This is a genomic window from Allobosea vaviloviae, from assembly GCF_001298265.1.
GTDB lineage: Bacteria > Pseudomonadota > Alphaproteobacteria > Rhizobiales > Beijerinckiaceae > Allobosea > Allobosea vaviloviae_B.
The window spans coordinates 1-24,537 of sequence record NZ_LGSZ01000078.1 but is presented as its reverse complement, the minus strand read 5'-3'; the positions used below and the strand labels follow the sequence as shown (position 1 = coordinate 24,537).

27 protein-coding genes and 1 pseudogene are annotated in these 24,537 nt (G+C 65.9%); 17 read left to right on the top strand and 11 right to left on the bottom strand.

Going from position 1 to position 24,537, the window contains the following annotated elements; all coding sequences use genetic code 11:
* The first annotated feature begins 88 nt into the window (after window positions 1-88).
* Complete coding sequence (locus tag AE618_RS24130; protein ID WP_082365541.1) at window positions 89-1,447, top strand: methyl-accepting chemotaxis protein; 1,359 nt, start codon at window positions 89-91, stop codon at window positions 1,445-1,447.
* 4 nt (window positions 1,448-1,451) lie between these two features.
* On the opposite strand, the gene AE618_RS24125 is transcribed toward AE618_RS24130, so the two are convergent.
* Window positions 1,452-1,904 carry a CoxG family protein gene (locus AE618_RS24125; RefSeq protein ID WP_054211621.1) on the bottom strand — a complete coding sequence of 151 codons (453 nt, stop codon included), beginning with the start codon at window positions 1,902-1,904 and terminating at the stop codon, window positions 1,452-1,454.
* A gap of 170 nt (window positions 1,905-2,074) precedes the next feature.
* Between AE618_RS24125 and pcaB the strand changes: the two genes are divergently transcribed.
* Genes pcaB through pcaC form a run of 5 tightly spaced genes read left to right on the top strand, consistent with a single transcriptional unit; the run spans window position 2,075 to window position 6,376 of the window.
* On the top strand, window positions 2,075-3,460 hold the full coding sequence (gene pcaB, locus AE618_RS24120; protein ID WP_054211620.1) for a 3-carboxy-cis,cis-muconate cycloisomerase: 1,386 nt from the start codon (window positions 2,075-2,077) through the stop codon (window positions 3,458-3,460).
* A gap of 3 nt (window positions 3,461-3,463) precedes the next feature.
* Window positions 3,464-4,723 carry an aconitase X gene (locus tag AE618_RS24115; protein WP_082365540.1) on the top strand — a complete coding sequence of 420 codons (1,260 nt, stop codon included), beginning with the start codon at window positions 3,464-3,466 and terminating at the stop codon, window positions 4,721-4,723.
* Complete coding sequence (locus tag AE618_RS24110; RefSeq protein WP_054211619.1) at window positions 4,714-5,142, top strand: aconitase X swivel domain-containing protein; 429 nt, start codon at window positions 4,714-4,716, stop codon at window positions 5,140-5,142. Before AE618_RS24115 ends, AE618_RS24110 begins: the two co-directional genes overlap by 10 nt.
* Before the next feature lie 48 nt (window positions 5,143-5,190).
* Complete coding sequence (gene pcaD, locus AE618_RS24105; protein WP_156330470.1) at window positions 5,191-5,970, top strand: 3-oxoadipate enol-lactonase; 780 nt, start codon at window positions 5,191-5,193, stop codon at window positions 5,968-5,970.
* Window positions 5,971-5,980: 10 nt separating this feature from the next.
* Window positions 5,981-6,376, top strand: a complete 396-nt coding sequence (gene pcaC / locus AE618_RS24100; RefSeq protein WP_054211617.1) for a 4-carboxymuconolactone decarboxylase — start codon at window positions 5,981-5,983, stop codon at window positions 6,374-6,376.
* A 10-nt stretch (window positions 6,377-6,386) separates the two neighbouring features.
* Here pcaC and AE618_RS24095 read toward each other — a convergent pair whose 3' ends face one another.
* Both AE618_RS24095 and AE618_RS24090 read right to left on the bottom strand, forming a co-directional pair.
* A complete protein-coding gene (locus AE618_RS24095) occupies window positions 6,387-6,926 on the bottom strand; it encodes a flavin reductase (RefSeq protein ID WP_054211743.1) in 540 nt (179 codons plus the stop codon).
* 175 nt (window positions 6,927-7,101) lie between these two features.
* Window positions 7,102-7,806 carry a GntR family transcriptional regulator gene (locus AE618_RS24090; RefSeq protein ID WP_054211616.1) on the bottom strand — a complete coding sequence of 235 codons (705 nt, stop codon included), beginning with the start codon at window positions 7,804-7,806 and terminating at the stop codon, window positions 7,102-7,104.
* Between the two features lie 262 nt (window positions 7,807-8,068).
* Here AE618_RS24090 and AE618_RS24085 point away from each other — a divergent pair, with 262 nt between their 5' ends.
* The 10 genes and pseudogenes from AE618_RS24085 to AE618_RS24040 all read left to right on the top strand — a co-directional run bounded on the left by AE618_RS24085 (window position 8,069) and on the right by AE618_RS24040 (window position 16,872).
* Entirely contained in the window at window positions 8,069-8,407 is a 339-nt protein-coding gene (locus AE618_RS24085) for a cupin domain-containing protein (protein WP_054211615.1), read from the top strand.
* Entirely contained in the window at window positions 8,404-9,636 is a 1,233-nt protein-coding gene (locus AE618_RS24080; RefSeq protein WP_054211614.1) for an NAD(P)/FAD-dependent oxidoreductase, read from the top strand. The genes AE618_RS24085 and AE618_RS24080 overlap by 4 nt, the downstream gene beginning before the upstream one ends.
* A gap of 30 nt (window positions 9,637-9,666) precedes the next feature.
* Window positions 9,667-10,677 (top strand): 4-hydroxyproline epimerase, encoded by a 1,011-nt coding sequence (locus tag AE618_RS24075; protein ID WP_054211613.1) that lies wholly within the window; start codon window positions 9,667-9,669, stop codon window positions 10,675-10,677.
* Window positions 10,678-10,688: 11 nt separating this feature from the next.
* The gene (locus AE618_RS24070; protein WP_054211612.1) at window positions 10,689-11,042 is read left to right on the top strand and encodes a cupin domain-containing protein; all 354 of its coding nucleotides are present in this window, start codon (window positions 10,689-10,691) and stop codon (window positions 11,040-11,042) included.
* Between the two features lie 265 nt (window positions 11,043-11,307).
* Window positions 11,308-12,225, top strand: a complete 918-nt coding sequence (locus AE618_RS24065; RefSeq protein WP_054211611.1) for a branched-chain amino acid ABC transporter permease — start codon at window positions 11,308-11,310, stop codon at window positions 12,223-12,225.
* Between the two features lie 32 nt (window positions 12,226-12,257).
* Entirely contained in the window at window positions 12,258-13,628 is a 1,371-nt protein-coding gene (gene livM / locus AE618_RS24060) for a high-affinity branched-chain amino acid ABC transporter permease LivM (protein WP_054211742.1), read from the top strand.
* Window positions 13,628-14,437, top strand: a pseudogene (locus AE618_RS24055) (ABC transporter ATP-binding protein); the annotation flags it as partial. The gene livM and the pseudogene AE618_RS24055, both read left to right, overlap by 1 nt.
* A 56-nt stretch (window positions 14,438-14,493) precedes the next feature.
* Window positions 14,494-15,249, top strand: coding sequence for an ABC transporter ATP-binding protein (locus AE618_RS24050; protein ID WP_156330475.1), 756 nt, complete (start codon window positions 14,494-14,496; stop codon window positions 15,247-15,249).
* Window position 15,250: 1 nt separating this feature from the next.
* Window positions 15,251-15,625 carry a DUF6867 family protein gene (locus AE618_RS24045; protein ID WP_054211609.1) on the top strand — a complete coding sequence of 125 codons (375 nt, stop codon included), beginning with the start codon at window positions 15,251-15,253 and terminating at the stop codon, window positions 15,623-15,625.
* 131 nt (window positions 15,626-15,756) lie between these two features.
* Window positions 15,757-16,872, top strand: a complete 1,116-nt coding sequence (locus AE618_RS24040; RefSeq protein ID WP_054211608.1) for a branched-chain amino acid ABC transporter substrate-binding protein — start codon at window positions 15,757-15,759, stop codon at window positions 16,870-16,872.
* Between the two features lie 229 nt (window positions 16,873-17,101).
* Here the strand turns inward: AE618_RS24040 and AE618_RS24035 are convergent, their stop codons facing one another.
* From AE618_RS24035 to AE618_RS24005, 8 genes are all read right to left on the bottom strand, one after another.
* On the bottom strand, window positions 17,102-17,683 hold the full coding sequence (locus AE618_RS24035; protein ID WP_054211607.1) for an RBBP9/YdeN family alpha/beta hydrolase: 582 nt from the start codon (window positions 17,681-17,683) through the stop codon (window positions 17,102-17,104).
* Between the two features lie 5 nt (window positions 17,684-17,688).
* Window positions 17,689-18,084, bottom strand: a complete 396-nt coding sequence (locus AE618_RS24030) for a type II toxin-antitoxin system VapC family toxin (protein ID WP_197280873.1) — start codon at window positions 18,082-18,084, stop codon at window positions 17,689-17,691.
* 8 nt (window positions 18,085-18,092) lie between these two features.
* A complete protein-coding gene (locus AE618_RS24025) occupies window positions 18,093-18,371 on the bottom strand; it encodes a type II toxin-antitoxin system Phd/YefM family antitoxin (protein ID WP_054211605.1) in 279 nt (92 codons plus the stop codon).
* A 31-nt stretch (window positions 18,372-18,402) separates the two neighbouring features.
* Window positions 18,403-18,882, bottom strand: coding sequence for a hypothetical protein (locus tag AE618_RS28245; RefSeq protein ID WP_210166471.1), 480 nt, complete (start codon window positions 18,880-18,882; stop codon window positions 18,403-18,405).
* A 6-nt stretch (window positions 18,883-18,888) separates the two neighbouring features.
* Entirely contained in the window at window positions 18,889-20,196 is a 1,308-nt protein-coding gene (gene purB, locus AE618_RS24020) for an adenylosuccinate lyase (protein ID WP_054211604.1), read from the bottom strand.
* Window positions 20,197-20,349: 153 nt separating this feature from the next.
* On the bottom strand, window positions 20,350-21,033 hold the full coding sequence (rpe, locus tag AE618_RS24015) for a ribulose-phosphate 3-epimerase (RefSeq protein ID WP_054211603.1): 684 nt from the start codon (window positions 21,031-21,033) through the stop codon (window positions 20,350-20,352).
* Window positions 21,034-21,114: 81 nt separating this feature from the next.
* The gene (locus AE618_RS24010; RefSeq protein ID WP_248311006.1) at window positions 21,115-21,792 is read right to left on the bottom strand and encodes a glutathione S-transferase family protein; all 678 of its coding nucleotides are present in this window, start codon (window positions 21,790-21,792) and stop codon (window positions 21,115-21,117) included.
* Window positions 21,793-21,839: 47 nt separating this feature from the next.
* Complete coding sequence (locus tag AE618_RS24005) at window positions 21,840-22,832, bottom strand: hypothetical protein (RefSeq protein WP_054211602.1); 993 nt, start codon at window positions 22,830-22,832, stop codon at window positions 21,840-21,842.
* A gap of 259 nt (window positions 22,833-23,091) precedes the next feature.
* Here AE618_RS24005 and AE618_RS24000 point away from each other — a divergent pair, with 259 nt between their 5' ends.
* Window positions 23,092-24,342 (top strand): NAD(P)/FAD-dependent oxidoreductase, encoded by a 1,251-nt coding sequence (locus AE618_RS24000; protein ID WP_054211601.1) that lies wholly within the window; start codon window positions 23,092-23,094, stop codon window positions 24,340-24,342.
* Window positions 24,343-24,537: the final 195 nt, after the last annotated feature.

The window sequence follows — 24,537 nt, the reverse complement described above, 5'->3', positions numbered from 1 at the left end:
CACAACTTCCACGTGCGAGAATCCTGGCTTATTGTCGCATTTTTAAGAGGATCGCAGGTACCGTCGTATAGAAAACAGGACGTTTCCCGTGTCAGATTGCCCTCCGCTTTCGACGGCCGATCAGATTCAGAGCCGCTTGCGCGCCATCGGCTGGGGAGCGGAGCAGCGTGCGACGCTCGCGCACTATGGCGAGCTCGCGGACGCTCTGATCGACGGCCTCGTCGATGACGACTACGACCGCGCCCTGGTCATCAATCCGGCCCTGGCGGCGACGCTCGCAGATGTGAGCGGCGAGTTGCGCGCCCTTGAGAAGCGCCATGCCCGGCTCGTCTTCGCCGGCGCTTTCGACGCCGAGTACATCGCCTCCGCCGAAGCGCTGTGCCGCATCGAACTGCGCGCCGGAGTGGGCCCCAAGCCGCGCGTGTCGCTCGCCGTTGCACTGATCCAGCGGCTGGCTCGGATGCGCCCGCAACGCCAGCTTTTCCAACCGCGTCGCTTGGCGGCGGAGCTTTTCCTCGTCGAGCGCATCCTCGTCTTCGACGTCAACACGGCGGTGAGCATTTCCGAACAGATCCTGGACCATCAGGCCGGCCGTCGTGCTCGCGTTCTCAACGACGCCACACAAACGCTCGGGCACCAGATGGGCGAACTGGAGCGCAGCATCGCAGCGGCAGCCGCGCAATTCGTCTCGACGGCGGAGGAAACGGCCCGCGCGACGGACTTCATCAAGAGCGCCTTGGGCGAGGTCGCGGACGCCTCGATACTGGTCCGCGAGAGATCCATGCAGACGGCAGCAGCGACCGAGCAAATGTCAGCCAACGTCGCGGAGATCGGGCAGCGGGCCGAAACCAGCCTGTTCGTCGCCCATCGGGCGGTGTCCGACGCCGAGCAGATGAACCAGGTGGTGACGCGCCTCCAGAACGCGACGGCGAGCATCGGCGCCGTCGTCGGCATGATCGCCGACATCGCGGCGCAGACCAATCTCCTCGCCTTGAACGCGACGATCGAGGCGGCGCGCGCCGGCGAGGCGGGGCGCGGCTTTGCCGTCGTTGCCGCCGAAGTCAAATCGCTCGCCACTCAGACCGCAAGCGCCACCAGTGACATCGCCGGCCAGATCGCGGAACTGACCGAGAGCGCGGAGGCCTGCGGCCTCCATGTGCGCTCGATCACCCGCACGATCGACGAGATCAAGCTCGATTCGGAGGCGATCTCGGGCGCAGTCTCGCAGCAGAGCGACGTCACCTCCGCGATCGCACGGGACGCGGCCGCCGTCGCGCAGAGTTCCGACACCGCGATCGAGCGTGCCAACGCCGTCAGCCGCAGCCTCGACATCACGGCGAGAGCGATGGAGCGGGCGCATGCGGCGGCCGACGACATTGCCCTGCAGGTCGGCACGGCGGAAGCCACGGTGGCCGCCACGCTGAAGGCGATGCGCGAAGCGTCCTGACGGCTCAGCCTGCGCTGACCGCCTTGGCGAAATTGGCGAAGAACTCGTCGGCGAGCTTTTTCGACACCGAATCGATCAGCCGCGAGCCGAGCTGCATCAGCTTGCCGCCGACCTGCGCCTCGACATCGTAGCGCAGCAACGTCTGGCCCTCGCCGGCGTCGCTCAGTGCGACCTTCGCTCCGCCTTTGGCGAAGCCGGCGATGCCGCCCTCGCCCTCGCCCTGGATGCGGTAGCCGTTGGGCGGATCGAGGTCGACCAGTTCGACCTTGCCCTTGAAGCTCGCCTTCACGGGCCCGAGCTTGACCTTCACCACCGCCGAGAAATGCGTCTCGTCGTCCTTGTTGAGCTGCTCGCAGCCTGGAATACAGGCCTTCAGCACCTCCGGATCGTTGAGCGCGGCCCAGACCGCATCTAGGCTGGCAGGCAGCGTTACCTCGCCATTCATCGTCATCGCCATGGCGCTACTCCCCTCGATGCTTATCGGAACGTCCCCGCTGCTGTTGCAGCAGGCCCCGCCTCGGGTCTATCCAAGGCCGTCGCGCCTATCCATGAGCGGAAAGCGCCGATCGGCACAAGAGGACGCAGCGTGACGACCCGCCCCAGCCGCCATATGACGCAACGCTACCGATGATGTCGGATGCGCCCGGCCTGTTCGGCGAGCTGTTCGCCGATTCCGAAATGTCTTCGGCGATGAGCGACAAGGCGCTCTTGCACGGAATGCTCGGCTTCGAAGCGCTGCTCGCGCATGCGCTGGAGGTCGAGGGTCTCGCCCCGGCCGGAACGGCTGCAGCGGTCGCAGGGCAGTGCGACCCCGACCTCTATGACATCGCCGAACTCGGCCGGGCGGCGACGCTTGCCGGGAATCCCGCGATCCCGCTCGTGAAAGCGCTAACCGCACGCGTGGCCGTGGCATCCCCCGAACCGGCCAAATGGGTGCATTACGGCGCGACCAGCCAGGACGTGATCGATTGCGCTTACGTCCATATGATCGGCCGTGGGCTGAAGCTCATCGACCTGCGGCTCGGCAGGCTGGTTCAAGCCATGCGCCCGCTTCTGGAAGCGCATCGCGCGACACCCGTGATCGGCAGGACCTTCCTTCAGCAGGCGATCCCGATCAGTTTCGGGGTCAAGGCAGCGCTCTGGCTCGATCCTGTGCTGGAAAGCCGGCGCATCCTGCACGACATTCTCGAGGCGCCGGTCGTGCAATTTTCCGGAGCCGCCGGCACGCTGGCCGCGCTGGGCGACGACGCAGAGCGGGTCCAGAATCAATTCGTGGACGTGACGCTGGGCGCGCCGTCCTCCCTCATCCCCTGGCATGCGCAGCGCCATCGCAACGCCCGGCTGGCGGCGGAACTCGGCATCCTCACCGGTAATCTCGGCAAGATCGCACGCGATGTCTCGCTCATGGCCCAGACCGAGATCGGCGAACTGGCCGAGCCGGAGGCGCCCGGCAAGGGCGGCTCCTCGGCGATGCCCCACAAGCGCAATCCCGTGCTTTGCACGCTGATCCTCGCCGCCGCGCAACGGGCCCCGGGCCTCGTCGGCACAATGCTGACCGCCATGCCCCACGAGCACGAACGCGCGCTCGGCGGTTGGCACGCCGAATGGCCGACGCTGCCCGAGCTTTTCCGCGTCGCCGGGGCCGCGCTCGCGCAAACCGTGACCCTCATGGAAGGCCTTCAGGTCTTCCCCGAGCGCATGCGCGCCAATATCGACCTGACCCATGGCCTCGTGATGTCGGAACGCGTCTCGGTCGCCCTCGCCGATGCGTTGGGCAAGGCGCAGGCCCATCACCTTCTGGAGGAGGCGAGCCGCGTCTGCCTGACCGAGGACCGGCATCTGCGCGAGGTGCTGGGGAACCTCGCAGCAGTCACCGACCATCTCGACGACAGCACACTGGACCACCTTTTCGACCCGTCGACGTATCGCGGGGCGTCGGACGCGATCATCGACCGCGTGCTCCTGCGCTGCGAGCATCCTCGCGAGACCGCACGGCCAAAGGATTCGGCATGACCGATGCTTGAGCTCACTGCCGACCAGCGCGCCATCGCCTCCGGCTCTGCCGGCGCCGGCGCCGCCATGGCGATGCGCATCGTCACCGAGGCCGCGCGATTGATGGGCGCGCCGCGGCTGATCCCCGTCGCCTCCGCCCATATCGACGGGGCCCTCTATCACGGCGATTCCGGCACGCTCTTCGCCGAAAAGCTGGTCGAGGGCGGTGCCCGCGTCGGTGTCCGCGCGACGCTCAATGTCGGCTCGCTGTCACCGGCCGGCTGCGCCGCGATCCGCCTGCCACCGCATCAGCGCGACATGGCCGCCCGGATGATGCGCGCCTATGAGACGATGGGCTGCGAGCCCTCCTGGACCTGTGCGCCCTATCAGGCCGGACACAGGCCGGCACAAGGCACGGACGTCGCCTGGGGCGAATCCAACGCCGTGGTCTTCTGCAATTCGGTGCTCGGTGCCCGCACCAACCGCTATGGCGATTTCCTCGACATCGCCTGCGCCATCGCGGGCGTCGCCCCCGATTACGGGCTGCACCGGCCGGAAAATCGCGTTGCGACGCTATTGATCGATGCGAGCGGCCTGAGCCGGGACCTGCGTGCTTCCGACGTGTTCTATCCCGTGCTGGGCACGATCCTCGGCCGTGCTGCCGGCACGGCCGTCGCCGTGATCGAGGGTCTGCAAGGTTGCACGACGGAAGATCGGCTCAAGGCTCTGGGCGCGGCGTCGGCCTCGGCCGGCGGCGTCGGCCTGTTCCATGTCGCGGGCGTCACACCGGAGGCGCCGGACGCCGCGACCGTGCTCGCAGGCGAGCCGCCTCGTGAAACCCTGACGCTGACGCCAGCCTTCGTGCAGCAGGCGCTATCGGGCCTCTCCACCGCCGGAAAAACCGATCGCATCGACGCCGTCGCCATCGGCTCGCCACATCTCTCTCCGGCCGAGATCGACGAGGTCGAACGGCGCCTCGCCGGCCGCAAGCTGAAGGCACCGCTCTACGCCAATACAGGCCGCCATGTGCTGCGCCCGCTGGAGGCGCAAGGTCGTCGCACCGCGCTGGAGCAGGCCGGGGTGATCTTCGTCGTCGATACCTGCGTCGTCGTCACGCCGATCCTGCCCGAGATCGAAGGCGCCGTGCTGATGACCAACTCCGGCAAGTTCGCCCATTATGCGCCGGGCACCACCGGCTATGCCGTCACATATGGTTCGCTCGGCGAATGCGTCGAGAGCGCGGTCGCCGGCCGCCTCGTCAGGGAGCGCCAGGCATGGTCGTGAGTGAAGGCCCGGTCCTGAACGCCGAGATCCTGATGCCGGGTGGGCCGGCCTCGGGCCTCTGCCTGGCACTGACGGCACCGATCAGCTTCTGGGGCGGGGTCGATCCCCGCTCTGGCACCATCATCGATGCGCGCCATCCGCAGCTCGGTGAGGACATTACCGGCACCGTGCTGGCGCTGCCGGGAACGATCGGCTCATCCTCGGCATCTGCGGTGCTGCTCGAACTGGTGCATGCCGGCAAGGCGCCCGCAGCACTGCTGATGGACGCGCCGGACGCGATCCTGCTGCTAGGGCTGGTGGTTGCCCGCGAGATGGGTTGGCCGACGCCGCCTGCTTTCCGTCTGCCCGCAGCGGAACAGGCGGCGCTGTCGGGCCGTCGGCTTCTGCTGTCGCCCGAAGGCCTGATCACAGCGCACTGAGATTACAGCGCTGACAGCGCGACGAACGAAATGACGGAGAAGACGCCGATGCCGATCGAAATCATTGCCGGGGAGCCCTTCAACATCCGTTTCGACGGGCCCGCTGACGCCCCCGTGCTGATGTTGTCGAACTCGCTCGGCACCGATCTCGGGATGTGGGAGCCGCAGATCGCGGACTGGTCGAAGCATTTCCGCGTCCTGCGCTATGATTCGCGGGGGCACGGGCTCTCGGTTGCGACCGACAGGACCTTCGGAATCGACCAGCTCGGCCGGGACGCCCTGGCCATCCTCGATCATTTCGGCATCGAGACGGCGCATTGGTGCGGCGTCTCGAAGGGCGGCATGGTGGGGCAATGGCTCGCGACCCATGCGCGTGACCGGGTGGGCCGCCTCGTGTTCGCCAACACGGCCGCCCATATGGGCCCGCCCGAACTCTGGGACGGCCGGATCAAGACCGTACGCAGCCAGGGCATGGAGGCGATCGTCCCGGGCACGCTGGAACGCTGGTTCAGCCCCGCCTTCCGTCAAACCGACGCGGCCACAGTTGCGAAGGTCAGCCAGATGCTGACCACGACGCCGGCGATCGGCTACGCCACCTGCTGCGCCGCGATCCGCGATATGGACCAGCGCGAGGCCATCCGCGGCATCGCCAATCCGGTGCTGGTGATCATTGGCAAGGTCGATCCAGCAACGCCGCCGGCCGCCGGGCATCTGATAGCTGAGGCCATTCCCGGTTCGCGCACGGTCGAGCTTGATGCAGCCCATCTCTCCAATCTCGAACAGCCGGAAGCCTTCACCAGGGCCGTTCTCGCGTTTTTGACCGCCTGAGGAGACCGCCATGGACGACAAGACCCGCTACGACGAGGGCATGAAGACCCGCCGCGCCGTGCTCGGCCCGGCCTATGTCGACAAGGCGAGCGCCGGCCTCACCGACTTCAATGCCGAGTGGCAAGAGTTCATCACCCGCACCGCCTGGAACGACGTCTGGAACCGGCCGGGACTGGTGGGCCGCGAGCGCTCGATCATCGTGCTGGCGATCGCGGCCTCGCTCGGCGCCTGGGGCGAGTTCCGCATTCATGTCCGGGGCGCGATCAACAACGGCCTGACTCGCGACGAGATCAAGGAGGTGCTGCTGCAGACGGCGATCTATGCCGGCGTCCCGGCTGCCAACCACGCCTTCAAGGAGGCCGCCAGCGTCTTCGCGGAGATGGAGGCGGAAGCGGCGAAGGGCTGAGCCACGCCGGCTAGACCGACTGGAACCGCCGCTTCCGATAGATCAGGCTGCTCGTTTCCACTGGCTCCGGACCGGCAGCGGCAGTCCCCGCGCCGGCAAGCCCGACGACCTCGCCGATCAGGATACGGTGGCTGGCGACATCGTGGACCGCCGTCAGCCGGCAGTCGAAAGCGGCGATTGCCTCCCGCAGCACGGGCGCGCCCGTCGCGAGCGTTCCCCAATCACGCCCGGTGAAGCGCGCCTCCCCCTCGATACCCCGGCGGCTGGCGAAGATCTCGGCCAGGTCCGCGCCGTCGCCCGGCAGCGTGTTGACACAGAAGACGCCGCTCGCCTCGATCACGGCCAGCGTGCGGCTGGGACGCGCGATGCAGACCAGGACCGTCGGCGGGGCATCCGAAACCGAAGCGACGGCCGTCGCAGTCAGGCCGACACGCCCCTGCGGGCCGAGCGTGGTCACGACGTGCACGGCGCTGGCGACATGCGCCATCGCCTCGCGAAAGAGCGGTGCCTCTGGGGCAGCCGACTGCACGGGTCGAAGGGGTTTTGTCATCGCGGTCCGGCTGGCCAGCAAGGGCGGGGTTGGCGCTCATCTAGAGGTTTTCGCCCCGAAAGGCCAGAATCGCCAGCGCGCCCGGCCAATATCCCGTCCAAGATGGCTAAGATGCGTTCTACAACCGAAGAAGCGCCGACATATATCAATCGAGACGCCAGCGGCGATGCCCGTCTCACTCGCGATCCAGCGTCGCCAGCAGGCCGTTGCGCAAATGAAGCATCAAAGCATCGCTCGCCGCCATCGCCGCCGCAGGATCGGCCGTCGCCAGCGCCTGCGCGAACGCGACATGGTGGCCCGCGGCAGGCAGAAGGTCGTCCTGCCGCTCGAAATGATACCAGGCGCGCCGGATCAGAGCCTGCAGCGGCTCGACCGCCCGTGTCGCATAGGGACTGCGCGCGGCGGCCGCCACAGTGGCATCGAGTTCCTTGTCGAGCCGCATATAGGCGTTGGCATCGCCATCCACGGCGGCGGCACGCATCGCTCGGGCCTTGTCGACAATGGCGATCCGCTCGCGCGGACTGGCTCTTCTGGCGGCGTCCGAAGCGATCAGACGCTCAAGAACCTCGCGCGCGTCGAGCGCAGACATGATGTCGATGGCGTTGATTCCAGCCACGACAACGCCCTTGCGCGGCAGGACCTCCACCATCCCCTGCTGCGCCAAGCGGATCAGCGCCTCGCGCACCGGCGTCCGCCCGACGCCGACCATCTCGATCATCTGCGCCTCTGTCAGCACGGCGCCGGGCCGCAGCGACAGCGTCACGATCGCCTCTTCGAGCCTGCGATAGGCGATCTCGGTCAGGCTGGGAGCGCCCTGCGGCTGCGACGGCAGGGCACTTTCGTCATAGGGACCGGAATCGGTGGCCGGCCGCAAGTTCATGTGCCCCCTCCCCGCCGGCGAACCTGGATTGACGCATCGAAAGGCATTGATATATCAATCCTGAGTGTCGCGATGGGACGCCATTTCTGCAATCTGCAAGCGAAACGGGCCGATGCGCAAGGAGCAATCCGCCATGAGCGTGCCGGATGGGCTCTTCGCTCACGCAAGCCTCGACGCGGCGGCAACGCTGATGCAGAACACCGTGACTGCGCCAGCGGCTGTGCGGCGCTCAGCACGCGTCCTCGTCTGACCGGAGCCTGCGATGGCCTTCACCTGTTCGGTTCCCGCCATCCCGACCGTCCAGCAGGACGATGATACGATCCGCATCACCCGCTGGGATTTTGAACCCGGCGCCGTGACCGGTTGGCACAGCCATGGCTGGCCCTATTTCGTCGTGATGCTGGTCGCCGGCACGCTGCGCATCCATGACGGCACGAAGACGAGCGACGTGCCGCTGGCGCAAGGGCAGGCTTATATGCGCCCCGCCGGCATCGAGCACGACGTCATGAACGGCTCCGATCACCCGATCGCCTTCGTCGAGATCGAGGTCAAGCAGCCAGGCGCGCTCAAGGAACTGGCCCTCGAGAAAGTGTCGTCATGAAGGTCGCCGTCGTCGGAGCGGGCATCGTCGGCTGCGCCATCGCGCATGCGTTGCTCGACGAGGGCCATGAGGTCCTGATCCTCGATAAGGAAGGGCCTGGTTTCGGCCCCTCGCGCGGCAATGCCGGCTGGATCGCGCACACCGACATCCTGCCGATCGCGAGCCCGAAAATCCTGCGGCAGGTACCGAAGTTTCTGCTCGATCCCCTCGGCCCATTGGCGATTCGCCCGGCCTATTTTCCGAAGCTCCTGCCCTGGCTGCTGCGCTTCGTGCTGGCGGCGCGGCCCGAGGCCTATGAGCGCTCGATCCAGGGCATCGGCGCGCTCCAGCAGCGCGCCTTGCCGGCCTGGCTCGCGAGGGCCAAGAGCGCCGGGCTCGAGAGCCATATCCACCGCAAGGGCGGGCTCTATGCCTTCACCGATGCCGGAGCCTTTGCGGAGGCACACGCGATCGCCAGGCGGCAGGCCGAATTCGGCATCAGGGTCGAGATGGTCGGCCCGGCCGAACTGCGCCAGTTCGAGCCCGCGCTGAAGGACAAATTCGTCGGCGCCGCCTTCCACCCCGACACCGCCCATATCAGCGATCCCCTCCAGTTGACGCTGGCGATGTTCGAGACGGCGCTGGCCCGCGGCGCAACCTTCGAGAAGGCCGCGATCACCAGCATCTCAGCAGGAGAGCGCCCTGCCCTGATCGGCAGCGACGGCTTTCAGCGCGTCGTCGATCGCGCGGTGGTCGCAGCCGGCGCCTGGTCCAAGCCGCTCGCCTCGGGCCTCGGCGACGCGGTGCCGCTCGACACCGAACGCGGCTACAATGTCAGCTTCCCGGGCGTGACCGGGCTGACCACGCGCCCAGTCGGCTTCGAGGGCCATGGCTTCGTCGTGACGCCGCTGGAAAGCGGACTGCGCATCGGCGGCGCCGTCGAATTCGGGGGGCTGGAGGCAGCCCCCAACCATGCCCGCACGAAAATCCTCTACGACAAGGCGAGCCGGTTCGTGGAAGGCCTGCCGGCCTTCGACAGCGGCACGCTCTGGATGGGTTTCCGCCCCTCCATGCCCGACTCGCTTCCGGTCATCGGCGCAGCCAGTCGAAACCCGCATGTCGTCTACGCCTTCGGCCACGGCCATTACGGCATGACGCAATCGACCGTGACGGCCGATCTGGTCGCAGCTCTGGTCGCCGGCCGCGCTCCGGCGATCGATCTGACGCCGTTCAGCCCGCGGCGCTTTTGAATCCATCTGACAACCGACCGAGCCAAAACCATGACGACACACACGTTCTTCTGCGTCGACGGCCACACCTGCGGCAACCCGGTGCGCATGGTCGCAGGCGGTGCGCCGCCGCTCAAGGGCGCCAACATGGTCGAGAAGCGGGCCCACTTTCTCCGCGAGTACGACTGGATCCGCACCGGCCTGATGTTCGAGCCGCGCGGCCATGACGTCATGTCCGGGTCGATCCTCTATCCGCCGACGCGCGACGACGCCGACATCGCCTTCCTCTTCATCGAGACCTCGGGCTGCCTGCCGATGTGCGGCCACGGCACCATCGGCACGGTGACGATGGCGCTGGAGCGCGGCCTCGTCACCCCGCGCGAGGAAGGCGTCCTGAAGATCGACACCCCGGCCGGCCTGGTGACCGCGCGCTATACCCGCAACGGCGACTATGTCGACAATGTCCGCATCACCAACATCGCCTCCTATCTCCACGCCACGGGCCTGACCGCCGAGATCGGAGAGCTCGGCGAGATCACGGTGGACGTCGCCTATGGCGGCAATTTCTATGCGATCGTCGATCCCCAGCAGAATTTCTCCGACATCGCCGACATCCAGCCCTCCGACATCCAGCGCTGGAGCCCAAGACTGCGCGCGGCGCTGAACGCGAAATACGAGTTCATCCATCCCGAAAACCCGGCGATCAACGGGCTCTCCCACATTCTCTGGACCGGCGCGCCGACCAGGCCGGAGGCCCACGCCCGCAACGCCGTGTTCTATGGCGACAAGGCGATCGACCGCTCGCCCTGCGGCACCGGCACCTCCTCGCGCATGGCGCAGTGGGCGGCACAGGGAAAGCTCCAGGTCGGCGACGATTTCGTGCATGAGAGCATAATCGGCACGATGTTCCGCGGCCGGGTCGAGGCCACGGCCCAGGTCGGACCTTTCGAGGGTATCATCCCCTCGATCGAGGGCTGGGCCCGCATGACCGGATACAACACGATCTTCATCGACGACCGCGACCCGCTCGCCCACGGCTTCCTGGTGACGGACAAGGCCTGAGGGCCGTCGCCATGGCAGGCGCTATCTCGCTTGAGAGCAAGCTCGCCACCTTCGAGGAGCGGTGGTCGCCGAAGATCGTCGCCAGCTTCAACGGCCATGACGTCATGGTCGTGAAGGTGGAGGGCGAATTCGTCTGGCACGCCCATCCCGACAGCGACGACTTTTTCTTCGTTCTCAAGGGGCGGCTGCGCATCAGATTGCGCGACGGGGATGTCGTGCTCGGCCCCGGCGAGCTCTTCGTCGTGCCCAAGGGCGTGGAACACTGCCCGGTCGCCGAGGAGGAGACCCACCTCCTCCTGATCGAACCGGCAGGAACACCCAATACCGGCGATACCGCGACGGCGGCGCCGAAGATCGCGATCTGACCCGCGCTGGTCGCGACCGGGCATATCGCCTGGAAAGAGGCCTGCTCCAAACACAATCATCTTGCGCGAAATCGCTGCGACGCGGCAGATCGGGCTGCCCAATTGAAAGGCAATTCGCTGCAGATTGCTTTTGACAGTTTTATGGCCCGGCGCGATTGTCGAAACCGTCGGGCATTGGTAGCTCTGCACGGTGATCGCATCTCGCATGCGTCGGCGTCATGCCGGCGGACAGAACGGGAGCGTGTTCGAGGGGTCTGCGTCGTCCATGGAAGTGTTTCTGCAGCAGCTCATCAACGGGCTGACCTTGGGGTCGATCTACGGCCTCATCGCCATCGGCTATACGATGGTTTTCGGCATCATCGGCATGGTCAATTTCGCCCATGGCGACGTTTTCATGCTCTCTGCCTTCATCGCGCTGATCTTCTTCATGCTGATCGCCTCCTGGTTCGGGGCCGCGCTGATCGTGGTCGCGCTGATCGTGGTGCTGGCGCTGGCGATGTTCTTCACCTCGCTCTGGAACTGGGCGATCGAGCGCGTCGCCTACCGGCCGCTGCGCGGCTCCTTCCGCCTTGCCCCGCTGATCTCGGCGATCGGCATGTCGATCTTCCTGATGAACTTCGTCCAGGTCGTGCAGGGCCCGCGCAACAAGTCGACGCCGCCGATGCTGAACAAGTCGATCACGCTGATCGAGAGCGCGACCTACTCCGTCCAGATCTCCTACAAGCAGATCGTCATCATCGTGACGACGGCCGTGCTGCTCGCCGCCTTCTGGTACATCGTGCAGAAGACACCCCTCGGCCGCGCCCAGCGCGCCTGCGAGCAGGACCGCAAGATGGCGGCTCTCCTGGGCATCGACGTCGACCGCACGATCTCGATCACCTTCGTCATGGGCGCCGCGCTCGCGGCGGTGGCCGGCGTGATGTACCTCGTCCTCTACGGCGTGGTCTCCTTCAATGATGGCTTCATCCCCGGCGTGAAGGCCTTCACGGCGGCCGTGCTCGGCGGCATCGGCTCGCTGCCCGGCGCCGTCATCGGCGGGCTGCTGATCGGGCTGATCGAGGTGATGTGGTCGGCCTATTTCACCATCGACTACAAGGATGTCGCCGCTTTCTGCATCCTGGCGATCGTCCTCGTCTTCATGCCCTCGGGCATTCTCGGCCGTCCTGAAGTCGAGAAGGTCTGAAGCGCATGGCCACACCCACCACCAAGACCGCAATTGCGGCACCGGCAGCATCCCAGCGTGATCTCAAGGCCGCAGTGAAGGAGGCCGGCTTTGCCGCGCTTGTCACCTTCGGCCTGTGCATCCCGATCATCGCCTGGGGCACGCGCCAGAACAGGGACAATGTCCTGGTGCTCGATCCGCGCTGGGATGCCGTTGCCTGGGCAGTCGTGATCGTCTTCGTCGGCCGCCTGCTCATCGTGCTGCGCCAGCAGGGCGCGTCCGAGCGCAAATCCCTCGTGCGTTTCCTGCCGCAAGGCACGTTCGCCTTCTTCCAGCGCAACTCCCGGATCTTCTCGCTGTTCGGGCTGGGCTTCCTCGTCACCTTCCCGATCATCGCGATCAATCTGGCAGGCTGGGGCGGTGCGCTGAAATGGATCGACAATTTCGGCGTCCAGATCCTGATCTACGTCATGCTCGGCTGGGGTCTGAATATCGTCGTCGGCCTCGCCGGACTGCTCGACCTCGGCTACGTCGCCTTCTATGCGGTGGGCGCCTATTCCTATGCGCTGCTGGCCAAGAATTTCGGGCTGTCCTTCTGGATCCTGCTGCCGATGTCGGGAATCCTGGCTGCCTTCTGGGGCATGCTGCTCGGCTTCCCCGTCCTGCGGCTGCGCGGCGATTATCTGGCGATCGTGACGCTGGCCTTCGGCGAGATCATTCGGCTGGTGCTGATCAACTGGGTCGATTTCTCGGGCGGCTATGCCGGCATCTCCGGCATCCCGCGCCCGAGCTTCTTCGGCATCCCCTTCAACGCCAGCGACGAGGGCTTCGCGGCCCGCTTCGGGCTCGAATTCTCGCCGCTCTACCGCACGATCTTCCTTTACTACCTGATCCTGTGCCTGGCATTGCTGACCGCCTTCGTGACGCTCCGGCTCAGGCGGCTGCCCGTGGGCCGGGCCTGGGAGGCGCTGCGCGAGGACGAGATCGCCTGCCGCTCGCTCGGCATCAACACCACCTCGACCAAGCTGACCGCCTTCTCGATCGGCGCGATGTTCGGCGGCTTCGCCGGCGCCTTCTTCTCGGCGCGGCAGGGGTTCATCTCGCCCGAATCCTTCGTCTTCATGGAGTCGGCGATCATCCTCGCCATCGTCGTGCTCGGCGGCATGGGCTCGCTCTGGGGCTGCGCCATCGCCGCGATCGCGATGATCGGCGGCACGGAATTGCTGCGCGAGCTGGAATGGCTGAAAGCCATCTTCGGCAACGACTTCGACCCGACGAAATACCGCATGCTGATCTTCGGCCTCGCCATGGTCGTCATCATGATCTGGAAGCCGCGCGGCCTGATCTCGACGCGCGAACCAACGGCCTTCTTGAAGGAAAAGAAGACGATCTCCGCCGATATGGTTCAGGAGGGTCACGGCTGATGAAGACCGCTCCCCTCCTCCAGGTCGAGCATCTGACGATGCGCTTCGGCGGGCTCACCGCCGTCAACGACCTCTCCTTCGAGGCCCGCAAGGGCGATATCACGGCGCTGATCGGCCCCAACGGCGCCGGCAAGACCACGGTGTTCAACTGCATCACCGGCTTCTACAAGCCGACCGAGGGCATGATGACCCTCACCCAGGATTCGGGCGCGAGCTTCCTGCTCGAGCGCATGCCCGATTTCCAGATCAGCTGGAAAGCCAAGGTCGCCCGCACCTTCCAGAACATCCGGCTCTTTGGCGGCATGACCGTGCTGGAGAACCTGCTGGTCGCCCAGCACAACCCGCTGATGATCGCCTCGGGCTACACCTTCCTGGGCGTGCTCGGCATCGGCGGCTACAAGGCCCGCGAGAAGGAGGCCATCGAGAAGGCCACGTTCTGGCTGGAGAAGATCGATCTGATCGACCGCGCCGACGACCCCGCTGCCGACCTGCCCTATGGCGACCAGCGCCGCCTCGAGATCGCGCGCGCCATGTGCACCGATCCCGTGCTGCTTTGCCTGGACGAGCCGGCCGCCGGGCTCAACCCACGCGAGAGCCACGACCTCAACACGCTGCTGCTGTCGATCCGCAAGGACATCGGCACGGCCCTGCTCCTGATCGAGCATGACATGTCGGTGGTGATGGAAATTTCCGACCATGTCGTCGTGCTCGACTACGGCACCAAGATCGCCGACGGCACGCCGGCGCAGGTCCAGGCCGATCCGAAGGTGATCGCTGCCTATCTCGGGGTCGACGACGACGAAGTCGCGGCCGTCGAAGCGGAGGTCGGAATCGCGTGACCGGGGCCAGTCCAGATATCGCAACCGTGCCGCAAGCCCAGGTTGAGCCGCGTACAGAGGCGCAGCCGCTCCTCGCCGTTCGCGGCGTCAAAACCTATTACGGCAAGATCATCGCGCTGAAGGGGGTCGATCTCGACGTCCGAGAAGGCGAGATCGTCACCATGATCGGCGCCAACGGCGCCGGCAAATCCACCCTGATGATGACGATCTTCGGCAATCCGCAGGCACGCGAGGGCACGATCACCTATGAGGGCCGCGACATCACGAAGATGCCGAGCCATCTGATCGCTCGCCTCGGCATCGCGCAGTCCCCCGAAGGAAGACGCATCTTCCCGCGCATGACCGTGTTCGAGAACCTGCAGATGGGCGCGGCCGTCCGCAACCTCGCCCATTTCGACGAGGATCTGGAAAAGATCTGCACGCTTTTCCCGCGCATCAGGGAGCGGCTGCAGCAGCGCGGCGGCACGCTATCGGGCGGCGAGCAGCAGATGGTAGCGATCGCGCGCGCCCTCATGGCGCGCCCCAAGCTGCTGCTGCTCGACGAACCGTCGCTTGGCCTCGCACCGCTGATCGTCAAGCAGATCTTCGAGGCGATCCGCGAACTGAACCGGACGCAGGGGCTGACCGTGTTCCTGGTCGAGCAGAACGCCTTCCATGCGCTCAAGCTTGCCCATCGTGGCTATGTCATGGTCAACGGCCTGATCACCATGAGCGGCTCCGGCCAGGAACTCCTGTCCAATCCCCAGGTGCAGGCGGCCTATCTCGAAGGCGGGAAGCACTGACATGCAGGGCATCCTCTATGAAGAACCGACGGTCTGGCTGTTCCTGCTGGTGACGGTGGCGATGGGCGGCTGGCTCGCCTGGATGACCGGCCGCGCCGTGGCGATGACCTGGAAGCCCAATGTCCAGCTCGTGCTTTATATCCTGGTGCTCGGGCTCGTCGTCCGCTTCATCCATTTCGCCCTGTTCGAGGCGACGCTGCTGACGCTGCACTACTACATCGTCGACACGGTCGTGCTGATGGGCTTCGGCTTCGCCGGCTGGCGCTACAACCGCGCCAGGCAGATGACGACGCAGTATCGCTGGCTCTACGAGCGCAGCGGGCCCTTTAGCTGGAAACCGCGCCAAACGCCCGTTTCCAAACCCGAAATCGCCTGAAAACGGCAACGCTCTTGACGCGTGACAGACGCCTGAAAACGCGCAAGACTGCGTTTCACGGTGGCACCACGCGCCGAGACGGGCGGACCATCCAGCCCGTTCATAGTGACAATGCAGGGGAGTCTCATCTCATGAAGAAACTGCTGTTGAGCGGCATCGCGCTCGGCGCGGTCCTCGCCTTCTCGGGCGTGGCCAACGCACAGATCAAGCTCGGCGTCGGCGGCCCGATCACCGGCCCCAACGCCGCCTTCGGCGCCCAGCTGAAGAACGGAACGGAACAGGCCGTCGAGGACATCAACGCCGCCGGCGGCGTGCTCGGCCAGAAGATCGTCGTCTCCGTCGGCGACGATGTCTCCGATCCCAAGCAGGGCGTCTCGGTTGCCAACAAGTTCGTCGGCGACGGCGTCAAATGGGTGGTCGGCCACTTCAACTCCGGCGTCACCATGCCGGCCTCGGAAGTCTATGCCGAGAACGGCATCCTGATGATCTCGCCTTCGGCCACTAACCCGAAGATCACCGAGCGCGGCCTCTGGAACACCTTCCGGACCTGCGGTCGTGACGACCAGCAGGGCGAAGTCGCGGCGGCCTACATCGCCAAGAACTTCAAGGACAAGAAGATCGCGGTCATCCACGACAAGACGACCTACGGCCAGGGCCTCGCCGACGAGACCCGCAAGGGCCTGACCAAGGCCGGCATCAAGGACGTGCTCTATGAAGGCGTCAACGCCGGCGAGAAGGACTTCTCGGCGCTGATCTCGAAGATCAAGTCGGTCGGCGCGGACTTCGTCTACTGGGGCGGCCTGCACACGGAAGGCGGCCTGATCGTGCGCCAGATGCGCGACCAGGGCGTCAAGTCCGTGCTGATCTCCGGCGACGGCATCACCACCGACGAGTTCGCCACGATCGGCGGCCCCGGCGTCGAAGGCACGCTGATGACCTTCCCGCCGGACCCGCAGAAGCGTCCGGAAGCCGCTGCCATCGTCAAGAAGTTCGAAGCCAAGAACTTCAAGCCCGAGGCCTACACCCTGTACAGCTACGCAGCCGTGCAGATCATGGCCGAAGGCGCCAAGCGCGCCAATTCGGTCGACCCCAAGAAGATCGCTGACGCACTCAAGGGCGGCGCAGCCGTCAAGACCGTGATCGGCGACATCGCCTTCGACAAGAAGGGCGACATCACCCGTCCCGACTACACGATGTACACCTGGAAGAAGGGCGCCGACGGCAAGATCACCTATATCGAGAATTGATCTCGATCACTGATCGCGTCAGCGCATGAAATGAGACCGCCCCGGTGAAAGCCGGGGCGGTTTTGTTTTGGGGGGAGCCCTCTAGGGCTATCTCTACCTGAAACGCGTCGTCATCCCGGGCGCAGCGCAGCGAAGACCCGGGATCCATGCCGGAACGGTTCAGGCATGGATCCCGGATCGGCGCGGCGTCGCCGCTTGTCCGGGATGACCCCGCGGGTCGAACCGGGGCTCAACCCTGAATCGGTTTCTGCGGAACCGCCGTCAAGCTCCTGAGAAAGCCGGCGAATCGCAGCAGGCCGTCGGGCCAGGGCCCATGGCCGGACTCAGCGTTGAGATGCCCGCTCTCGCCGGCATCGACGAACTCCGAGCCCCAGGCTTCGGCGAGCGCGCGCGCTTCGTCGGGCGTGCAGTAGGGATCGTCCGTGCTGGCGATCAGAACGCTGCGGAACGGCAGAACCTCGCGCCGATGGGGGATGAAATCCGCTCCCATGCCCGGGATCGCGGCCTTGGCCCTCTCTGAGGCCGGCGCGACCAGGAAGGCCCCAGCGACCTCGCCGGGATGCAGGTGCTCGGCCGCATGCGCAACCGCACTGACCCCGGCCGAATGCGCGACCAGCACGACCGGCCGCGTCGCCGCCCGCACCGCCTGGACGATGCGATCCGCCCAGAGATGGCGCGAGGGCTTGTACCAGTCCTCCTGCTCGACGACGCGCGCCGTCGAGAGCTTGGCCGCCCAGCGGCTCTGCCAATGGTCAGGCCCGGAGCCGGACCAGCCGGGAATGATCAGGATGTCGGTGTCTGAGGTTTTCATGGGGATCAGAGAACCGTGAGGCCTTCGGCGCGAGCGGCGATCCGAAGCTTTTGGTCGAGCGTCCCCAGCGGGGAGCCCAGTTTTCGCGCGAGATTGAGATAGCAGGCATCGTAGCCCGAGAGGCCATGGCGCCGCGCCAAAGGCCGGACCGATTCCTCCACCTCGTCGATCGACGCGCGATGAAGCTCGAGCGGTATTCCGCGGATCGAGCACCACACCGCGTCCGCCTGAGCCGCGTTGAGCAGATTGCGTCGGGTCTTCATCATCAAGACATTGGCGATCTCGATGGCCCAGAGATCCGGCGCATGGCTTCCACCGCCCAGCAGCGGCGCAAGGACGTCGATCGCCCGCGCATCTTCCTCGTCCGGCGAAAAGGCGGCGACGACGATCGACGCATCCAAGACCGCCACTATCGACGCCCCTCGTCGCGAGCAGAGATGATGTCGTCGACCGTGAAATGCACGCCTTGCGCGCGGAGCATCTCGCGGACCCGCTTGATGTCGGCGAGGATCTCCGCCGCTTTCGCCTCGCGCGCCTTCCGCTCGGCCTCCGCATCGGGCAGGCCCTCGGGCACGATGCGGGCCACCGTCTTGCCATGGCGTGTCACGATGACCTCCTCCCCGCCTGCGACGCGGTCGAGCAGCTCGGAAAACTTGGTCTTGGCTTCGAAAGCGCCGACGGTGATCATGATATGAATTTAAACTGGTTGACCAGTTGGTTCAAGTTGCCGATGCCCATTCAAAGGTTCGTGCTTGTTCGGCGGTCAAGAATGTTGCCGGATCCGTAATCGGCACTCTCAGCCGGCGAACTCCTTCACAAAAGCCCGCTAGCGATTCCGGCTCCATGGCACCGGTTTGCAAATGCTGTTTGTTAACAACGATTGCTGTGATCAGCGGCCATCCGAAATGGTGGCACTTCCACAGAATACTATCGAGATGCTTTGGCATTGGGCGGCGTGCCACTGACCAAGCCACACCATTAGCAGCCGCCAGATCGCCATAGCCAATGAAGCGCTTCATTCGCGCTGCAGCGCGGATGGCCGAAATCGTAACGTCCAACTTTAGCTTCGGAGTCGATTTGAGAGCATGGGCCTCGACATACGCCGCATATTCCGCAGATGCCGTTAGACCTCGCTCCTGATAGCGCAAGATCAATGTCTCAAGCTGGTCCGCGCTTTGCGCAGTTGGGTCAATTGCCACTGGCGCTCACCCCTCCCCGAACACCCGGGCGAAGATCGTGTCGACATGCTTGAAATGGTAGCCCTCGTCGAACATCGCCTCGAGCTCGGCGGCTGACAGGCGGGCCGTGACCTCGGCGTCCTTCTTGAGGTTGGTGAGGAAGTCCTCGCCATGCTCCCAGGTCCGCATCGCGTTGCGCTGGACCAGAGAATAGCTCTCCTCGCGGCTCGCTCCCGCCTGCGTCAGCGCCAGCAGCACGCGCTGCGAATTGTGCAAGCCGCCGAGCTTGTCGAGATTCCGGCGCATGTTCTGCGGATAGATCAGCAGCTTGTCGATGACCCCGGTCAGCCGAGCCAGGGCGAAATCGAGCGTCACCGTGGCGTCGGGGCCGATCATGCGCTCGACCGAAGAGTGCGAGATGTCGCGCTCATGCCAGAGCGCGACGTTCTCCAGAGCCGGCACGACCATGCCGCGCACGAGACGGGCGAGGCCCGTCAGGTTCTCGGTCAGCACGGGATTGCGCTTGTGCGGCATCGCCGACGAGCCCTTCTGGCCGGCCGAGAAGAACTCTTCCGCCTCATAGACCTCGGTACGCTGCAGATGCCGGATCTCGGTCGCCAGCCGCTCGACGGATGACGCGACGACGCCCAGCGTCGCGAAATACATCGCATGCCGGTCGCGCGGGATGACCTGCGTCGAGACCGGCTCGACGGAAAGGCCCATTTTCTCCGCGACATAGGCCTCCACGCTCGGATCGATATTGGCGAAGGTGCCCACAGCCCCCGAAATCGCGCAGGTCGCGATCTCGGCGCGGGCCGCCACGAGCCGGGCGCGGCAGCGGTCGAACTCGGCATAGGCCTGGGCGAGCTTGAGCCCGAAGGTCACCGGCTCGGCATGGATTCCGTGCGAGCGGCCGATCGTCGGGGTGAATTTGTGCTCGAAGGCGCGGCGTTTAATGGCGGCGAGCAGCGCATCGACATCGGCAATGAGGATATCCGTAGCGCGCGCGAGCTGCACCGACAGCGTCGTGTCGAGGATATCAGACGAGGTCATGCCTTGGTGGACGAAGCGCGCCTCCGGCCCGACGATCTCGGCCAGATGCGTCAGGAAGGCGATGACGTCATGCTTGGTGACGCGCTCGATCTCGTCGATGCGGGCGACGTCGAAGGTCGCGTCCTTCGCCTTGGCCCAGATCGTTGCGGCGGCCTCCTTCGGCACCACGCCGAGCTCGGCCAGCTTGTCGGTGGCATGCGCCTCGATCTCGAACCAGATCTTGAACCGGGTCTGCGGCTCCCAGATGGCGACCATCTCGGGGCGGGAATAGCGCGGGATCATTTGACGTCTTTCACACGATGCGCGCCGTCATCCTGGACAAGCCGCGTAGCGGCGCCGATCCGGGATCCATGCCTGAGCCTCGATAACCGACGCTCAGGCATGGATTCCGGGTCTCCGCTTCGCTGCGCCCGGAATGACGCCGCAGTTTAAATCTCAAACCCACTCCCCGCGCGCGGCTTCGGCCGCCTTGCGGATCGCAGCGATATTGCCGGCATAGGCCGACGGCCCGCCCTTGAACACGGCCGAGCCGGCGACGAGCGTATCGGCTCCCGCCTTGACCACCAGCGGCGCCGTCTCTGGCGTCACGCCGCCATCGATCTCGAGCGAAATCGGCCGGGAGCCGATCAGCGCCCTCACCTGCCCGACCTTCTCGACCACCGAATGGATGAAGCTCTGCCCGCCGAAGCCTGGATTGACCGTCATCAGCAGGATCAGATCGAGATCGTCGAGCAGCGGCTCGACCATGCAGGCCGGCGTGCCGGGGTTGAGCACGATGCCGGCCTTCTTGCCCTGCGCCTTGATCGCCTGCAGCGTCCGATGCGGATGCGCGCCGGCCTCGACATGGAAGGAGATCAGGTCCGCGCCGGCCTTGGCGAAGGCTTCGATATAGGGGTCGACCGGCGCGATCATCAGATGCACGTCGAAGAGCTTCTTGGTGTGCGGCCGGATCGCCTTCAGCACGTCGGGGCCGAAGGTGATGTTGGGCACGAAATGCCCGTCCATCACGTCGCAATGGATCCAATCGGCACCGGCCTCGTCGATCGCGCGCACCTCCTCGCCGAGCTTCGAAAAGTCGGCCGAGAGGATCGAGGGGGCGATGCGGATGGGGGCGCTCATGCCGGGCGGTTTAATGCATCGGCCGGCAAAGGGAAATGCGGTTTTCCGGCAAGCCCCATACGATGCAAGTCCCACACGATCTCAGCGCATCGCCAACGGAACCGAGAGCCGTCGGTCCGCCTCGGCGATCTCCGCCGCCACGATCGCGAAGGCAGGCCGCTCCAGCAGGCGCAGGAACCAGCCTGAGAGATCGCGATACGGCGCCAGCGAAGGCCCGCCGAGCCGCCGCCCGAACAGGAGTCCCATGAACAGCGCGATATCAGCAGCGCACAGCATCGGCCCGAAGAACTCGCGGCCACCCAGCTTCTCCTCCAGCCGGGCGTGATGGCCGGCCAGCACGTCTTCGGCGATCAGCGCGTCGGCATCTTCGGCCGCGCGCCTGGACGGATCGACGCCGCGCGGACCGGTTCGGTGCATCAGCGGCTTCAGCGCCTGCAGCAGGATCTCATCGGCGAAGAGCTCGTCCTGCCGGCAGCGAGCGCGATCGGCCGGCGTCGCCGGGTAGAGAGGGTTCTGCGGATAGGCCTCGTCGAGATATTCGATGATCACCGTGGAGTCGTAGAGCACGAGTCCGTCATCACTCAGCACGGGGACCTGCCCCTTGGGATTGAACGCCAGCACCTCCGGGTGCTTCGGATCGTAGCCGGTCGTCTGGTTGAACGGCACCATGATGCGCTCGAAGGCCAGGCCCTTCTCCCGCAGCGCGATCTCGACCTTGCGGGCGAACAGGCTCAGCGGCCCGGAATACAAGGTGATCATGACTGAAGGCTCCGATGACGACGAAGCCAATCTCGCAGGCCTCGCCGTCAGGCGCCGTCAGCAGCCGCCTCCTCGCGGTGGATGCGCCCGGCCAGCCCGCGCAGCAGCCATGGCATCAGGTAGATCGGGAATTGCGCCAGCGCGAAGAACAGAAAGGTCGAGGGCGGCACACCCGCCCCCAACGCAGCGACGATCATGCCCATATTGCGCTGCCCTGCGCCGTAACCGACCATAAAGCGCTCTGATCGGCGCAGGAAGCGCAGGACGAGATAACTGACGACCAGCCCGATGATCGAGACGGCGAAGGCGCAAGTGAGGAAGCCTGCGACCCGGTGAGGGGCAGCGATGGCGGCCTGCGTCACGCCGTCCATCGCCGCGATGGCGAAGGTGAAATACATCAGCACGCCGAAGCCATCGAGATTGGCTTTCATGGCCCTGATCCGAGCCACCCCGAGCCACCAGCGGATGACCGCTGCCGCCGTCATGCCGCCGCCCACGAACAACAGCAGCCTCAGGGTCAGCGCCCAGCGGTCAAGCGGCACGGCCGAACCGGCCAGGAGTTCGACCAGCATCGGCGCGACCACCGGACTGGCGATCGTGGTGATGATGACGGCGGCGATGATCAGCGACGGCTCGAAGCCGTAGATGATCGCGACCGCCGGCGAGGACATGATCGGCGGCGCCGCGGCCAGGATGGCGAGGCCGAGCAGCAGGCCGGGATCGATGGCGTCTCGCCCGACGATCAGGAAGGCGCCGCCGACCACCACGACGGGCGCTGCCACCAGCCACAGACAGGTCAGGATCAGCTTGCCCGGAGCGCGCAGCAGGCCGGTGATGATGCCGATATCGGCCCGCATGAAGACGATGGTGGTGAAGCAGAAGATCGTCACCGGCAGCAAGGGCCGAGCCGCCGCCGAGAACTGCGGCAGTGCCAGCCCGAGAAAGATCGACAGCGCGAAACCCTGCGTGCCGTAGCGCCCGAGCAGGGCAAGGCCTGAGGCCAGTGAAGCGGCCAATGACGCCGCAATGCGCATGAGCATGAAAGGCCCGACTCGTCCCAAAGGAGGCCGACACTGGCCGATCGCCCCCCTTGCGTCACCAGCCATGTCCACAGCCCCGCCCTGCGTCGGCAGGAAATTGCGTCGGGAGCCTTCTTTGCCTGCTGACGCGAGGCCTTGTGCGGCCACTGGCGCAAATCTTGCGGAACTTCAGCCGATACGGCGCAAACATGCGCCGCGACGCTGACAACGCTGCGCAAACGGCTATTTTTGCAGTGTTGGGCACTGGCAGGAGCAGATGATGGCGACGGATACGATCGTTCTCGGCGCGGGTATCGTCGGGATTTCGGTGGCGCTGCACCTGCAGAAGGCTGGCCGCTCGGTGCTTCTCGTGGACAAGCGAGGCCCGGGCGAGGAGACCAGCTACGGCAATGCCGGGCTGATCCAGCGCGAGGGCGTCTACCCCTACGGCTTCCCGCATGATTTCGGTGCGCTCATCCGCTACGCGATGAACAACACCATCGACGCGCATTACCACTGGAACGCCATCCCCAAGCTCGCGCCCTTCCTCTGGTCCTACTGGATGCATTCGCGGGCCTCCCAGCACGAGGCGATCGCCCGGAAATACGCCACCCTGATCGAGCATTGCGTGAGCGAGCACGACGCGCTGGCGGCGGAAGCCGGCGCCACCGGCCTGCTGCGCCGCAAGGGCTGGATGAAGGTCTTCCGCACTGCCGCCCAGCAGGACGAGCGTCTGGCCGAGGCCGCACGCTGGAACCGCGATTACGGCCTGAATTACAAGGCGCTGGACATCGACGCGCTGAAGGCCGAGGAGCCGCATCTTGACCATGGCAGCCTGATCGGCGGGCTGCACTGGACCGATCCGGTGACGGTGATCGACCCGCTTGGCCTGTCCAAGGCCTATGTCGCGCTGTTCGAGCAGCTCGGCGGCAAGCTCGCGCTTGGCGATGCCTCGACCCTGGTCCAGCAGGGGGACGCATGGAGCGTCACGCTCGCGGACGGCACGAAGGCGCAGGCCAGGGATGCCGTCGTCGCGCTCGGCCCCTGGGCCGACGTGCTGACAGGCAAGCTCGGCTACAAGCTGCCGCTGGCGGTCAAGCGCGGCTATCACATGCATTACAAGGCGCAGGGCAACGCCGTCCTCAACCATCCGGTACTCGACACCGAGCGCGGGTACTTCCTGGCCCCGATGCAGCAGGGCATCCGCCTGACGACCGGCGCCGAATTCGCCGACCGCGATGCCGCGCCGACCCCCGTCCAGCTCGCGCGGGCCGAGCCGATCGCGCGCACGCTATTCCCGCTGGGCGAGCGGATCGACCCGGAGCCCTGGCTCGGCCGCCGCCCCTGCACGCCCGACATGATGCCGATCATCGGCCCGGCACCGAAGCACAAGGGCCTGTGGTTCTCCTTCGGCCACGCCCATCACGGCCTGACGCTGGCGGCCGTCACCGGCCGCATGATCGCCGAGATGGTCACGGGCCAGAAGGTCTTCGTCGACCCGACGCCGTTTGCGCCGGCGCGGTTCGGGTGAGACTACCCTCCACCGTCATCCCGGGCGACCGAAGGGAGACCCGGGATCCATGCCGGAACGGTTCAGGCATGGATCCCTGTGTGTTGGATCCGTGGCATGTTTGGTGCGGGCGGGATGCCGTTGGATCCCAGGTGGCGAACACCGTGTTCCGGCTCGGTTCCCGCCCGCGTTGCAAACCCATCCTGAACAGTTGAC